Source organism: Dactylosporangium roseum (assembly GCF_025264685.1).
Taxonomy (GTDB): domain Bacteria; phylum Actinomycetota; class Actinomycetes; order Mycobacteriales; family Micromonosporaceae; genus Dactylosporangium; species Dactylosporangium roseum.
This window is the reverse complement of the sequence record NZ_CP073721.1, coordinates 5083280-5096972: the sequence shown is the minus strand read 5'-3', so window position 1 is coordinate 5096972 and position 13693 is coordinate 5083280. Positions and strand designations below refer to the sequence as shown.

Below are 13693 nucleotides of genomic sequence, written 5' to 3'. Positions count from 1 at the left end.
TGTCCTCCAGGCGCCGGTGGCGAGCCGGCGGCGGGGTCTGCTGCAAGCCGAAAGTGGAACACTTGATCGCAGGGTGGAACAAGGTTATGGTCGCCTGGCAAGTGTAAGCAGTTCGAGTCGGCGCCCTCGACAATCCCGCGCCGCTCATGTATCGCACCGGTCGGGCGCTGGGCCGGCCGGCGGCGTGGACGCGGCCGAGGCCGGCGGCCTCAACTGGGGCTCGCTGGCGGCTGACGTTCCGCTCGCCGAGGTGCTGAGCCGCCACCATTGGGCCGCGGGCACGTTGCGGCCCGGCCCGGTGGCCCCGCTCAGCAACGATCGGATCGCACGACGCGTCGTAGCGGCCGGCTCCCTCGAGGACGGCAGGCCCGTGCACCTGTTGGTGCGCAGCATCGGGCACGGGCCGCCGGTCGTGTTGCTCCACCCGTCGCCCCGTTCGGCGTCACATCTGGGACCGATGATGCGGGCGTGGGCCGACCGCCGGACGCTGATCACCGTCGACAACCCGGGCCAGGGATACTCGGATCATCCGGACCGTCCCGAGATCGCCTGCTACACCGACCTGCTGAGCTCGCTGCTGTCCCAGCTCGATCTTGTCGGCGTGGACGTGTGGGGCACGCACACCGGCGCCAAAATAGCCCTCGACCTCGCGGTGCGGTATCCCGACCACGTGCAGCGGCTCGTCCTCGACGGCATCGGGATGTACTCGGCGGAGCAGATCGAAGAGTTTTGGACCGACTACATCCGCCCGATGGTCGCGGACATGCACGGCACCCATTTGCTGGAAGCGTGGCACGAGCGACGGGACATGTACCTGTTCTACCCGTGGTACCAGCAGACCGCCGACAGCGCTCGCACGACACACCCGCGGGACGTCCGGGAGTTGCCGCTGGCCTTCGACTGCGAACTCGAAGCGTTCGTGGTGTCCGGTGCACTGACGGCCAACGGGCGGGAACTGGCCGCTGTGACGTACTTCCGCGTCGACCCCGGTGTTGGTGCGCGGGACGTCGACTGCCCGTCGGTCTCACGGTTGCTGTTGTGGTATCGGGGTGCCGCCCGGGTGGCTTCGGCGCTTCCCGCGCCGGCCGGTGATCTCGTCGTCAAGCGCGTCGACGACATGCTCGAGGCCGGCGACTACGACCTCGTTCCCGCGGAGGAGCAAATCAAGATCAAACAGTTGCGACTCCGCCGGTTTCCGGAGGGCGGCTCATGCACCGATGTCGGTGTGGTGACCGAAGGATTCCGCCGGACAGACCTCGCTGTGCACGAATCCGACGAAGAGGTGCTGGTCCTGCAAGGGTGGGTCGCCACCGATCGGGACAACGTCTACCGGCCGGGTGACTACCTGTGCTGGCCGGCCGGTTGGATACACGGGCCGGTGCAGGGCTACGGAGCGATCTATGTCGAGAAGCATCACGGCGTGAAGAGCGCCAAGGTGGTGCCCGCCTACACCAAGGGAATTGACATCGGACGATGAATCCGAGGCGTGGCGCATCACCCGCACGAGGTGCTCCGGACCGGACGTCCGACCCGTCGACGTTCAGACGGATGGTCGCCGGTGCTCGGTCGGCCCCGATCAGTCGCGTTCTTCGCTGGACGGCAGCGCGGCTGTGAGCCGTCCGGCGGCCGCCAGGATGGCGGTGTAACCGGCTTCACCGATCTTGCCCTCGTCGCGGAGTTCGTTGAGGCTCTTACTGAGCTCGGCGGCTTTGTCCGCGGCTTTGCCGGTGTCGTTCTGGCTGATGTACCGAGCGATGTCGTCGACCTGTGCGGTGAGTTCCCGGGCGTCGGCGTCGTCGAGCTGGCCGGCTCGGCGTTGCGCCTCGATGGCGGCTTTCAAGGCCGACAGAGTGTCGGCCGCCGGCGGGGTGCCGGCGGATGCCGTGGTGCTGCCGTCCGGTGCTGCCGTCCGACCGTCATGCATACCGGAGCGGACGACGAGGACGAGGGCGAACACGACCACCGCGCTGACCGCGACCGCCAAGGCGAGCAGGACCGCGCTGCCCGGCCGGATGCGACCGGATCGCTGGGGCACGGCGGATGGGTCGTCCCCCGCGGTCATGGTCGGGATCGTGCGAGTCGGTTGGTGCACCGCCGCGCTGGCTCGGAACGTTCGCTCGGTGCCCATACTGGGCATCGCCGTCGTCGCCGCTGGTCCGCTGCCGAGCTGAGCGAGATCGGCTCGTGTCCTCGCCGCCGTTGCCGGCCGGTCGGCGGCCTGCTTGGCCAGGAGCGCGGCGATCAGCGCGTCCAGCGGCGGCGGCAGGCCGGGGCACCGCGCCGACGGCGGTGGCGGGGCCTGGTTGAGGTGCTGCCAGGCAACCTGCACAGCGTTGTCGCCGGTGAACGGCGGCTGACCGGTGAGCATGGCGTACAGCACGCAGCCGAGCGCATACAGGTCGGTGCGAGCGTCGACGGGGCCGCCGGCGACCTGCTCCGGAGCCATGTAGGCGCTGGTGCCGATCGCTTGGGCGGAGGCGGTCAGGTTTGCCTGGTCGGCGCCGGTCATCTTGGCGATACCGAAGTCGCAGACCTTCACCTGTCCGGTGCCGGTGATGAGGATGTTGGCCGGCTTGACGTCGCGGTGCACGACGCCGGCAGCGTGGGCGACGGTGAGCGCGTCGCAGACCTGCATCGCGATGTCCACGGCCCGGGTCGGGTCGACGGGGCCGGCGATGAGCAGATCGGCCAGACTGGACCCCTCGACGAGTTCCATGATCAGGAACGGAGTTCCGTGGTCGGTGCCGACGTCGTGGATCGCGATGATGTTCGGGTGGGACAGCTTCGCGACGGTGCGGGCCTCACGGTCGAATCGGTCCAGCACGGTGCTGTCGCGGAGGTCGGTGTGCTCGAGCAACTTGACCGCGACGTCGCGGTCAAGGCGCTGATCGTGGCCGGCCCACACCTGTGCCATGCCGCCGCGGCCGATCAAGGAGCGCAGCTCGTACCGCCCGGCCAACACTCGTCCTGTCACGAACGACACCTTGGCACAGCGATCGGGATGGTGCACATTCGGCCAGCGTAACGATGTGCGTCGAAGGCGGGCCCACCGGCCCGGGGCCGTGCGCCGGGCGCCGAGCGGTCGTTCGGTGAGAGAGTTCTCATCACAGGTTCATGCGGTTGCCGAGGTGCACAGACGATGATCGTCACCATGCTCCGTCCCCGTACGGTCGCGCTGGCCGTGGTGCTGCTCGTCGGGCTGCTGCTGGCCGCGCAGGTCTTCGCGTTCCGCAACCCGCCACCGGACCTGGGTCCGATGATCGTCGTGGACGCCACCACGACTCCCACTGCGGCCCCCCAGCCGTCCCCTAGCGGCCCTGGCCTGCCGGGTGCCACCCAGGTGCAGCCGGCACCACCACCGTCCGCCGGTCACGATGACGACGACGATGACGACTGAGGCTCTCCGCGACACGGGTCCCGGCCTGTCGTGGCCGAGTGCCCGAACGCGGATCCTGGGCTGGATGCTGTTGCTCGTGGCGCTGGCACTGCTGGTGTCGGTGGCCGTCACCCGGATGGTGCTGCTGGATCGGCTGGACGACCGGCTGGACCGGGAACTGGAGCAGGAGGCCCGCAAGCTACGGGCCTTCGCGGCCACCGCCGTCGATCCGGCGACGGGCGGCCCCTACCAGCGGGTGGACGACTTCCTGGCCCGGCACCTGCAACACAACGTGCCGGACCGGCACGAGATGTACTTCTCCCTGGTGTCCGGCGTTCCTGACCGGCGCAGTGCCGGCGTCCCACCGGCCCGGCTGGACGAGGACGCCGCCTTCGTTGCCAAGATCACCAGCCATCGGGACGCGACCGCCGGCTGGGCGGACACGAGCGCGGGCCGGGTCCGGTACGCGGTGCTGCCGGTGCGGTTGCCCGCGGACCCGCGCCCCGGCGCGCTCGTGGTGATCGAGTTCCGCGGCCTGGAGCGCGCCGAGGTCGACCACAGCATCGGCATCCAGGCCGTCGTCGGGCTGGCCGCGCTGTTGCTCGCGGCGATGACCGGGTGGCTGCTGGCCGGACAGATCCTCGCCCCCGTCCGGCTGGTACGCCAGACCGCCGAGCGGATCAGCTCCACCGACCTGAGCGGGCGCATCCCGGTGCGCGGCACCGACGACATCGCCGCGTTGTCCCGGACCTTCAACACCATGCTCGACCGGCTCGAGGACGCCTTCGCCACCCAGCGCCAGTTCCTCGACGACGCGGGACACGAGTTGCGCACCCCGATCACCGTGGTGCGGGGTCACCTCGAACTGATGGGTGACGACCCGGTCGAGCGGGCGGAGACCGTCGCCCTGGTCACCGACGAACTCGACCGCATGGCGCGCATTGTCAACGATCTGCTCGTACTCGCGAAGGCCGGCCAGCCCGACTTCCTGGTCACCGGTCCCGTGCACGCCGGCGACCTGACGATGGACACGCTGGTCAAGGCGCAGGTCCTCGGCGAGCGACGGTGGATGCTCGGCGGCGTCGCCGACGTGGTGGTCGTGGCGGACCAGCAACGCCTGACGCAGGCGCTGCTGCAACTCGCCGCGAACGCCGCCGCGCACACCGGCCCCGGCGACGTGATCGAGGTGGGTTCCGCCCACGACGGCACGACCCTGCGGCTGTGGGTACGCGACACCGGGCCGGGCGTGGATCCGGTCATCGCCACCCGGATCTTCGACCGGTTCGTCCGCGGCGGTGACGCCCGGAACCGGTCGATCGGCGTGGGTCTGGGCCTGTCCATCGTGAAGGTGATCGCCGCGGCGCACGGCGGCACGGTGCGATTGTCAAGCGCCCCCGGGCGCGGCGCGACGTTCAGCCTGCTGCTCCCCGTCGGGCCGGACGAGACGGCACGCGAGCCGGAACGAGCGGAGGAGTACCTGCCATGAGCCGCATCCTGCTGGTCGAGGACGAGTCGCGGGTCGCCTCGTTCGTGGCGAAGGGCCTGCGGGCGCACGGGTTCGTGGTGACCGTGGTCGAAGACGGGCACGCCGCGTACGCCGAGGGGCGCAGTGGCACGTACGACCTGATGATCCTGGACCTGGGACTGCCGGGGCGGGACGGGCTCAGTGTGCTCCGGCAACTACGGACCGAGAAGGTGGCGATGCCGGTCGTCATCCTCACCGCTCGGGACACCGTCCCGGACACCGTGGCCGGCCTGGAGGGCGGTGCCGACGACTACATGGCGAAGCCGTTCGCGTTCGAGGAACTCCTCGCCCGGGTCCGGCTGCGGCTGGTGCCACGCCAGGCGACGGAGCCGACCCGGCTGTCCGCCGGTGATCTCACGCTCGACCTGCGTACCCGGTCCGTGCGGGCCGGCGATCGGGTCGTGGAGCTGTCGGCACGCGAGTTCGCGCTCGCCGAGGCGCTGGTCCGGCACGCCGGTCAGATACTGAGCCGGGGGCAGTTGCTCAGCTACGTGTGGGGCCTGGACTTCGATCCCGGCTCCAACGTCGTCGACGTCTACATTCGCTACCTCCGGCGCAAGCTCGGCGCCGATCGGATCGAGACGGTGCGCGGGGTGGGGTACCGGCTCGTCGACCGCAGACCACCGGGTGCATGAGGAGGCTCTCATCCGCCGCTCATCCCGATCTCACGCCCGGGCCGCAGGCTGTGCGCGTATCACCCGCACCACGTGGAGGATCGGATGCCAGTCCTGCTGCAGAACGCCGCCGTCGACCTGACCGCGATCGTCATACTCGGGTACCTGCTGTACTTCCGGCGCCACGGTCGCCGGGACCTGCTCCTGGGCTATGTCGCGCTCAACGCCGGCATCTTCGCCGTCGCGGTGCTGCTCGCGGTGCACCGGGTCGATCTCGCCGTGGGCTTCGGGCTCTTCGCCGTGCTCTCGATCATCCGCCTGCGGTCCGACACGATGGCGCAAGGTGAGGTGGGCTACTACTTCATCGCACTGGTTCTCGGCCTGATCAACGGCCTGCGCCCGGTCGACCTGCGGGTCATGATCGGCCTCAACCTGGGACTGCTCGCCGTCATGTACGTGGCGGACCACCCGAGGCTGCTGGCTCGGGCCGAGCGGCGGATGGTGACCCTCGACGTGGTACACGACGACGAGGACGCCCTGCGCGCCGACCTGGCGTACCGTCTCGGCGGCGAGATCACGAAGCTGTACGTCGCCGAGGTCGACTACGTCCGCGACGTCACCGTCGTCGACGTCCGGTACCGGGCGCACCGGCGTTCCGGGCGATCGAGGACCACCCCGGCGACCCACCGGCCCACCACCGCGGCCCCCGCGCCGGTGCTGCGATGACCACCGCCGAACAGGCCCTGCGGCAGGCGCTGACCGGCCTGCCGCCGGTGTCCCTCGCGGACGTGACCTCCGCCGCCGCCCTGCTCACCCGCGTCGACCGGAAGTACCTTCTCCCCGCGCGGTCGGCCGGCGCGTTCGTGGCCGCCCTCGGCGCCGGCGTGACCGCGTTGGAGATCGACGGTCGGCGCCTGTTCGAGTACGACTCGGTCTACTTCGACACCGCCGACCTGGACACCTACCGCGCCCACCTGCAACGCCGGCGGCGGCGGTACAAGGTGCGTACCCGTAGCTACCTCGACAGCGGGGAATGCCTGCTGGAGGTGAAGCTCAAGGGGGCCCGCGGGGTGACCGTCAAACAGCGCCTCCGCTATCCGTTCGCGGACCGGGAACGGCTCACCGGTGCCGGGCTCGGGTTCGTGCGCGAGGCCCTGGGCGACGCCTACCAGATCACGCCACCGGCCCTGGGGCCGGTGCTGCGCACCCGCTACCGGCGGGCCACCCTCGTCACCGACGACCGGTCGACGCGGCTCACCTGCGACGTCGGGCTGGTGTGCTCGGCCGATGACTGGTCCGGAGCGCAGTGGAGGGGCCGGTCATCGTGGGCTCGGCTCGAAGGTCGTGCGGCCGCAGCGGAGCGGAGGCCGCCTGACCGGCTGGCGCCGGGCCTGCGTGACCACGTGCTCGTGGAGGTGAAGTCGGCGAACCAGAGCACGCCGGTCGATCGGATCCTGCGCGGCCTGGGGGTCCGCCCGGCCGTGATGAGCAAGTACTGCGTCGCGGTGGCGATGCTTCACCCGGGGCTGCCGGCGAACCCCTGGCACCGCACCCTGCGCACCGTCGCCGGCCGCGACAGCCGCGGTGGCGTCGCGCGTGACCACCGCCCGCACTGAGGCCCGGCCGGCCGAAGGCCGGTCCTGTCCCTGACTGCCGGCGCCGGGCCGGTCGACCGTCAAGATCAGCCGTCAACTCGCCGGCCCCCGCGTCTGTGCAGGGAAAAGGCGGGTCGCCTTTGGCCGGCCCGGGCCGGCAACGTTGCGGAATTGTGATCCACCTAGATAGCTACCGGATGGAATTTCCAGCCATACTCCTCATCACTGGAATGATGCTCCCAATGTGCGGCCGGGAGAGAGGATGTGTGGTGTTCGACTTCGACACGTTTGTACGGATCCCGTACCGGGAGGAGCTCGGACAGCTCGCTCAGACGTACAAGGACGCGATGGCGTTCGACGTCTCGGACTTCGCCGCGTGGCTTCGCGCGGGACGGGACGGGTCACTGCTGACCATCGGCGCCGGCGGGTCGCTCGCCGTCGCGGCGGCGCTTGCGTGTCTGCACGAGGACGCGACGGGTAACCTCGCACGGTTCGGCACGCCGATGGACCTCGAGTACGCGACCCTGCGGCTGCGTGCTGGGCGAGGCCTGTTGGTGACCGCCGGCGGTGGTCATGGCGACTCGGTCCGCGGTGCCAAGCTCCTCTCGCGGGACGCCGACCGCTGGGGGGTATTCTGCGGCCGAACCGGCTCGCCCGTCGCCCGGCTGCTCGCCGACACGCCCGCCCCGGTCTTCGGCTACGACCTGCTGCCCGAGATTCACGGCTGGGTCTCCGTCAGCGCCCTGCTCGGCCAGGTCGTCGTCGCGGCTCGCGCAATGACCGAAGCCTATCCGGAGCGCTTCGGCCGGGACGATGACGCCCTGCCGGCGTCGATCGCGGAGCTGTTCCCAACGCTCGGCGGGCCGGGCCGGCAGGTCCGTACGGCACCGGCCGGTGCGACCGTGCCCGAGCAGGTGAACTGGCTCGCCGAGCGGCTGGCGCCGGTGCTCTCCCGGGAGCACACGGTGCTCAACTTCACGCCCGAGGCGACGGCCGTGGCCGTCGACATCGACTCCAAGTACGCCGAAGGCGCGCTCGGTTTTCTGCAGGTCGCCGAGGTGCGCAACTTCGTGCACGGGCGGTATCAGACAGTGCTCAAGTCGCCGGAGAAGACCGGGATTCTCTCGGTCTACGGCAGGCGTGACGCGGACTTTGTCGAGGCGACGCTGGCGTATCTCCCCGACGTCGTCCCGCACGCGGAGATCGTGCTACCGCGCAGCGGCCCGGCCCTGCAGGTGGCGTCCGTGCTGACGGCCATCGCTGTCGTCGGTGCCGTCGGCCAGGTCCGTGACCTGGAGCCGGGGTGGGGCAGCCGCCGCACCTTCGGTGACCGGATGTACGACATGGAGTTACCGGTATGACTACCCCATCCTCCGCCCTCCGCTTCCTCCGCACCGCCCTGAAATGAGGTGTATCCCAATGAGGCGCAAGCTCGCCGCAACCGTCGCCGTCGCCGTCCTGCTCTCCGTCGCCGCTTGCTCGTCCGACTCGCCATCGGAGACTGACGGAATCAAGCTTGTGGTCTTCGGGCCGAACCAGTTCAACACCATCCCGGCGAACGCGACCAAGGACGTCTACACCAAGGTCCAGAACGCCCTCGCCGAGGGCTTCATCGCCGAAAACCCCCAGGTGTCGAAGATCGTCTTCGACGCCCGGGGCCAGATGGCCGATGAGGTCACCCGTACCTCGAACGCGCAGCTCGCCGGTGAGCAGATGGATGTCATCGTCTGCGCCGGCAACCCGGTGAACACCTCGTATCAGCCCAAGGGCATGCTGGAACCGCTCGACGACATGGTCCCCCAGGTCAAGGACCGGCTCGCCGAGGGCGCGCTGACCCCGTTCACCGTCAACGGCAAGGTGTGGGCCGTCCCCCTGTCCGGTGTCGCGGTCACCACCTTCTTCTACAACAAGACGCTCTTCGACAAGCTCAAGCTCACCCCGCCGCAGACCTACGAGGACTTCGTGGCGATGGCGCCGGCCCTCTCCGGCGCCGGTGTGCGGCCGGTGGTCGGCCCCGGCGACGTCGTCGTGTCCTCCGGTGTGGTTCGTGACGACGGCATGACCCGGGCGTACATCACGCCGGCCTTTCCGGCCGCACCGTCCTACGACGTCGTGGCGGCGCTGGTGCAGGCCGCGCATGACACCGGTGCCAACCTGCACGTGGGCGTCACCAGATCGTCGGACTCCGACACCGTCGGCACCGGCCGGCCGTCGGTGGGCGGCTACCTGCAGCCGCGGCACACCGAGATCATCGACTACTATGTGCGCGCCGGTGTGCTGAGCAACGACCGCGAGGCGTCAGCCGTGGTGACGCTGTCGAACCTCTTCGGGCGACGCAGCGGCGTCGTCCAGGGGGTCACCGACAACTACACGGTCGGCAAGGTGCTGGACGCCGGTGCCGGGATGGACGCCGCGGCACGAGTGCTCGTCGAGGGGCTGCGCACTCTGGCATGCTTCGACCGCGAACGAGCGGCCCACGGCGTTCGTCACTGGGTCCCCCGCCCGCACTCCGACCCGCCCACCACCGACAAGGGGATCTGACGATGAGTTCGGTACCGACGGCCGGTGGCACCGACCAGACCCCGGAGCAGCCGCACCCGGCCATCGCCGCGGTGCGGGGGACCGGGTCTCGCCGCATCCGCAAGAGCGGCGCGCAGGTCGGGGACAAGACAGTGCTCGCCTCTGTGCGATCGATGCTCGAGTCGCTGCCGCCCGGGGACCGTAAAGTCGCTCAGGCGATCCTGGACGATCCCGAGGGCGTGGTGAACATGACGGTCGCCGAGCTGGCGTCCCGGGCCGGCACGGCGGAGTCGACGGCGGTGCGGTGCTGTCACAAACTCGGCTACCGGGGCTACCAGGATCTCAAGATTCACCTGGCCCGCGAGCTGGCCACCCGTCGTCCGCAGGTGAGCTGGACGATCGACGCGCAGTCCGAACCGTACGACGTGCTGCGTACCGTCATGGACTTCAACGCGGAGCTGCTCAGGGAAATCACGTCGAGCATCACTCCGGAGGCATTTGACCTCGCCACCGCCCGGCTGTCGGCCGCGCGCCGGGTGTTGCTGCTCGGCTTCGGCTCCTCCTACAACGTGTGCGTCGAGGCACAGGACCGGCTGGCCTCGATCGGCCTCGACGCCATGGCGCCCGAGTCGCCGAACATGAAGCTCCTGCAATGCCGCCGGGTCACGCCCGACGACGTCGTCGTCTGCGTCAGTCACACCGGCGCCACCAAGGAGCTCATCCGCTACGCCGAACTCGCGCAGAGCCGCCGGGCACTGGTGCTCGCCATCACCAGTTTCGGCCGCAGCCGGCTCGTCCGCGCGGCCGACGTCGTCCTCGTCGCCGGCGGCCGTGAACTGGACTTTCGCTTCGGCGCGCTGTCCGGACGGCTCGCCCACCTGGCCGTCCTCGATGCCCTCTACCTCGCGGTCGCCGTGCGGCTGGGCGACCGGGCCATCGCGAACCTCGCCGCGTTCCACGACGAAGAATCAGCATGGCGGCTGTAGTTCGTGCCGTCGCGCTCGTCCTGCTCTGCGCATTCAACCTACGGACCGTTCTGGCCGCGATCGGAGCCGCCGCCGCGCAGGTGGAGCAGGAGATGGGCGCGGGCGGTGCGGTCACCGGCACGGTGTCCGCGGTCTCGATCGTGCTCATCGCGCTGGGATCCCCGCTCGCGCTCAGGCTGGAGCGGCGCTTCGACGTAGCCGCCGTCGTCGGAGCGTCGCTCGTCCTGACCGCGCTGGCCCAAGCGGTCCTGCTCGTTCCCGGTGCTTGGAGCATCTGGTCGGCGGCCGCGCTGGGCGGGCTCGGCGCCGGGCTGCTGGGCACCGTACTGCCGGCCGTGGTCCGGGCGCTGATGCCACGCCACGCCGGTCCGGGCGTAGCGATGATCATGCTCGGCAGCTCGGCCGGGTTCTATCTGGCCTCCCTTGCCGTGCCCCAGGCGGTTGCCCGCACCGGCTCATGGCGGCAGGCGGCCCTGGTGCTGGGAGCGGTCGCCGTCGTGGCCGCCGTCGTATGGACGCTGGCGGCGAGGCGTGGCGCCCCTGGCCCGGACACCACCGAACGAGCCGGCACCGAGGACCGCGAAGCGGGCAGCGCGTGGTCCACACTGCGGGCCGCGCTCGGACTGCCCTGGCTGCGCCTGCTGACCGCCTTCCTGGCGGTGCAGTCGATGAGTGTCTTCGCGCAGATCGCCTGGTTGGTGCCGACACTGGTCAGCCGGGGCGTGCCGGCCGCGCAGGCCGGAGTGCTGCTCGGCGCCTTCTCGGCCTTCCAGTTGGTGACCGGGCTCGGCGCCCCGCTCCTCGCCCAGCGATTCGGGCGGCTGGGCACGCTGTGCGCGGCAGCCGGCTGCACACTCGGACTCGGCGCCCTGGCGATGCTGACCCTGCCCATGTCCGGGTCCGGCGGCCCGGGCACCCTCGTGACCTGGGCGACCGTGATCGTGCTCGCTTTCGGCCACGGGGCCAGCTTCGCCCTGGTGAACTTCGCCATCGCCGATGTCTCGGCCGATGCGCGGGCGGCCGTGGGCGCCGGTGCGGCGATCATGCTCGTCTCCCAGGCGGCCGGCGCGTCGGGGCCGTTGCTGTTCGGGGCCCTGCGCGACGCCAGCGACGGGTATGCCGTCCCCTGGCTGGTCCTGCTCCTGCTGGCCGGCATCCAGACGGCCCTCGGGCTCGGCACCCGGCGGGCGTTGCGCCGTGCCGAGCCCTCGGGCGGCGGCGGTCGGACCCGCGCGCTCGCGCGCAGTTCGCCGGGTCCCGCCGCCTAGGAGATTTGTCACGCGGGGGCGTTTGCTGTTGTGGTGCGCCGCCCGGAGCGGTCTGATCGACAGCGTGATGGATGCGACGGGCATCGCGCAACGCGAGGCGTGGTTGGCCAAGACGGTGCCGCCGGTGGAGCAGGTCCGGCCCGGACTGTGGTCGGTGCCGGTGCCGATGCCGGACAACCCCTTGCGATACGTGCTGGTCTACGCCTTCGAGCGGCCCGACGGCATCGCCATCATCGACACCGGCTGGCCGACACAGGAGGCGTGGGACGCGCTCGTTGCCGGCCTGGCCGCCATCGGCGCCTCCGTCACCGACGTGCGGGCGACGCTGGTCACGCACGTCCACTCCGATCACCACGGGCTCAGCGGTCGGGTCCGCGAGGCGTCGGGCGCGTGGATCGGCATGCACGCGCTGGAGGCCGAGGTCCTCAAGCAGCGTCACGACATCGAGGCCATCGTCCGGCGCATGTACGGCTGGGTGCTGGCACGCGGCGGGACCGACGCCGACGCCACCGCACTCAGCGGCACCGTCGACGAACTGCGTCCGTGGCTGATGCTCGCCGACCCGGACCGGCTGATCGAAGACGGCGACCGGCCGCTGCCGGAGCTCCGGGCCGTCTGGACCCCCGGCCACACGCCCGGTCATCTGTGCTACCACGACGACACCCGCGGCCTGTTGTTCTCCGGCGACCACATCCTGCCGCGGATCAGCCCGAACGTCTCCCTGTCCTCCGATCAGCCGGCCGACCCGCTCGGCGACTTCATGGCGTCGCTGGAGAAGGCGGGCGGGCTGGAGGTCGGCGAGGTGCTGCCGGCCCACGAGTGGCGCTTCGCCGGCCTCCGCGAGCGCACGGACGACCTGCTCCGCCACCACGAGGCCCGGCTGGCCGAGATCCGCGGAGTGCTCGCCGCGTGGCCGGGCGCCACCACCTGGCACGTCGCCGAGCAATTGACCTGGTCGCGGACCTGGCCGGAGATCCAGGGCTTCATCCGGCGCTCGGCCGTGGGCGAGACCCTCGCCCACCTCGCACGGCTGGAACGGCTGGGGCAGGTCGTGCGCGGCCCGGGCCCGGTCGACGCGTGGACGCTGCGAGCGTGACGGCCGGGCCGGACACCGGGCCGGGACACGCGGCGCACCGACCGAAACCGCCGCGTCATCGCGGTCTTCCTGAACGCCTCATGGCCGGCCCGCCGGCCCGGGCCGGCGGCGCGGGGACATGCGCCTGTTCCGCTGACCCCGCGACCGTCCACGGCCCGGCCGGTTCATCGGCGCATGCCGTTCGTCAGGCGGGTGCCAGATGCAAGGCGTCGACGGCGTCGCGCAGACGCTGCTCCGCCTCCACGCTCAGCGAACTGCGCAGGAGCTGGCCGCCGAACTGGTGCGGCGCCATCTCCGCCATGACCTTGTCGACGGTGACCTGGTCGATGAGCAGGAACAGTGCCGCCGTGCCGGGCTGCAGTGTCGCGCCGAGGTCCTTCATGAACTTGTCGTCTACCCCGACGTCGGTGGCCTTGCCGGCGAGCGCGCCGGCGCCCGCACCGACCGCCATGCCGAGGAACGGCGCGAAGAACAGCAGCCCGATCAGGCCACCCCACAAGGCTCCACTGGTCGCTCCGACACCGGTCGCGGACGCCGCCTGATGCACCCGGACCTTGCCGTCAGGAGCGACGTCCACCACGGCGGCGTCGCGCACGGTGATGAGTCCCTGCCGCTGCAGGTCGATGATCTTCTCCCGGGCGGCGTTGGCGGTGGACACGTCGCGGTATCCGATCGCAATCAGATCACTCATGATGCTTCCTCCCAGATCGCGA

The 13693-nt window shown here is 70.7% G+C and carries 13 protein-coding genes; 11 read left to right on the top strand and 2 right to left on the bottom strand.

Annotated elements, in window-relative coordinates:
- Positions 1–184: 184 nt before the first annotated feature.
- Complete coding sequence (locus Drose_RS23855) at positions 185–1477, top strand: alpha/beta fold hydrolase (protein ID WP_260723531.1); 1293 nt, start codon at positions 185–187, stop codon at positions 1475–1477.
- A 99-nt stretch (positions 1478–1576) separates the two neighbouring features.
- Here the strand turns inward: Drose_RS23855 and Drose_RS23850 are convergent, their stop codons facing one another.
- Positions 1577–2974 (bottom strand): protein kinase domain-containing protein, encoded by a 1398-nt coding sequence (locus Drose_RS23850; protein ID WP_260723530.1) that lies wholly within the window; start codon positions 2972–2974, stop codon positions 1577–1579.
- A gap of 165 nt (positions 2975–3139) precedes the next feature.
- On the opposite strand from Drose_RS23850, the gene Drose_RS23845 reads away from it, so the two are divergent.
- From Drose_RS23845 to Drose_RS23800, 10 genes are all read left to right on the top strand, one after another.
- The gene (locus Drose_RS23845) at positions 3140–3397 is read left to right on the top strand and encodes a hypothetical protein (RefSeq protein ID WP_260723529.1); all 258 of its coding nucleotides are present in this window, start codon (positions 3140–3142) and stop codon (positions 3395–3397) included.
- On the top strand, positions 3387–4862 hold the full coding sequence (locus Drose_RS23840) for a sensor histidine kinase (protein ID WP_260723528.1): 1476 nt from the start codon (positions 3387–3389) through the stop codon (positions 4860–4862). The genes Drose_RS23845 and Drose_RS23840 overlap by 11 nt, the downstream gene beginning before the upstream one ends.
- Positions 4859–5536, top strand: coding sequence for a response regulator transcription factor (locus tag Drose_RS23835; RefSeq protein WP_260723527.1), 678 nt, complete (start codon positions 4859–4861; stop codon positions 5534–5536). The genes Drose_RS23840 and Drose_RS23835 overlap by 4 nt, the downstream gene beginning before the upstream one ends.
- An 84-nt stretch (positions 5537–5620) precedes the next feature.
- A complete protein-coding gene (locus tag Drose_RS23830) occupies positions 5621–6241 on the top strand; it encodes a DUF4956 domain-containing protein (RefSeq protein ID WP_260723526.1) in 621 nt (206 codons plus the stop codon).
- Positions 6238–7131, top strand: a complete 894-nt coding sequence (locus Drose_RS23825) for a polyphosphate polymerase domain-containing protein (RefSeq protein WP_260723525.1) — start codon at positions 6238–6240, stop codon at positions 7129–7131. The genes Drose_RS23830 and Drose_RS23825 overlap by 4 nt, the downstream gene beginning before the upstream one ends.
- A 248-nt stretch (positions 7132–7379) precedes the next feature.
- Positions 7380–8471, top strand: coding sequence for a hypothetical protein (locus Drose_RS23820; RefSeq protein ID WP_260723524.1), 1092 nt, complete (start codon positions 7380–7382; stop codon positions 8469–8471).
- 58 nt (positions 8472–8529) lie between these two features.
- On the top strand, positions 8530–9651 hold the full coding sequence (locus Drose_RS23815) for an extracellular solute-binding protein (RefSeq protein ID WP_260723523.1): 1122 nt from the start codon (positions 8530–8532) through the stop codon (positions 9649–9651).
- A 2-nt stretch (positions 9652–9653) separates the two neighbouring features.
- Positions 9654–10616, top strand: coding sequence for a MurR/RpiR family transcriptional regulator (locus Drose_RS23810; protein WP_260723522.1), 963 nt, complete (start codon positions 9654–9656; stop codon positions 10614–10616).
- On the top strand, positions 10604–11884 hold the full coding sequence (locus Drose_RS23805; RefSeq protein ID WP_260723521.1) for an MFS transporter: 1281 nt from the start codon (positions 10604–10606) through the stop codon (positions 11882–11884). The genes Drose_RS23810 and Drose_RS23805 overlap by 13 nt, the downstream gene beginning before the upstream one ends.
- A 67-nt stretch (positions 11885–11951) precedes the next feature.
- Positions 11952–12980 (top strand): MBL fold metallo-hydrolase, encoded by a 1029-nt coding sequence (locus Drose_RS23800; RefSeq protein ID WP_260729795.1) that lies wholly within the window; start codon positions 11952–11954, stop codon positions 12978–12980.
- A gap of 184 nt (positions 12981–13164) precedes the next feature.
- Here Drose_RS23800 and Drose_RS23795 read toward each other — a convergent pair whose 3' ends face one another.
- Entirely contained in the window at positions 13165–13671 is a 507-nt protein-coding gene (locus Drose_RS23795) for a DUF1269 domain-containing protein (RefSeq protein WP_260723520.1), read from the bottom strand.
- Between the last annotated feature and the right edge of the window lie 22 nt (positions 13672–13693).

What these genes read in the sequence shown, in the direction of transcription:
- Drose_RS23845 (WP_260723529.1), top strand. Translation starts at nt 3,140, where the DNA reads ATGATCGTCACCATGCTCCGTCCCCGTACGGTCGCGCTGGCCGTGGTG.
- Drose_RS23840 (WP_260723528.1), top strand. Translation starts at nt 3,387, where the DNA reads ATGACGACTGAGGCTCTCCGCGACACGGGTCCCGGCCTGTCGTGGCCG.
- Drose_RS23835 (WP_260723527.1), top strand. Translation starts at nt 4,859, where the DNA reads ATGAGCCGCATCCTGCTGGTCGAGGACGAGTCGCGGGTCGCCTCGTTC.
- Drose_RS23830 (WP_260723526.1), top strand. Translation starts at nt 5,621, where the DNA reads ATGCCAGTCCTGCTGCAGAACGCCGCCGTCGACCTGACCGCGATCGTC.
- Drose_RS23825 (WP_260723525.1), top strand. Translation starts at nt 6,238, where the DNA reads ATGACCACCGCCGAACAGGCCCTGCGGCAGGCGCTGACCGGCCTGCCG.
- Drose_RS23815 (WP_260723523.1), top strand. Translation starts at nt 8,530, where the DNA reads ATGAGGCGCAAGCTCGCCGCAACCGTCGCCGTCGCCGTCCTGCTCTCC.
- Drose_RS23810 (WP_260723522.1), top strand. Translation starts at nt 9,654, where the DNA reads ATGAGTTCGGTACCGACGGCCGGTGGCACCGACCAGACCCCGGAGCAG.
- Drose_RS23805 (WP_260723521.1), top strand. Translation starts at nt 10,604, where the DNA reads ATGGCGGCTGTAGTTCGTGCCGTCGCGCTCGTCCTGCTCTGCGCATTC.
- Drose_RS23800 (WP_260729795.1), top strand. Translation starts at nt 11,952, where the DNA reads ATGGATGCGACGGGCATCGCGCAACGCGAGGCGTGGTTGGCCAAGACG.
- Drose_RS23795 (WP_260723520.1), bottom strand. Translation starts at nt 13,671, where the DNA reads ATGAGTGATCTGATTGCGATCGGATACCGCGACGTGTCCACCGCCAAC.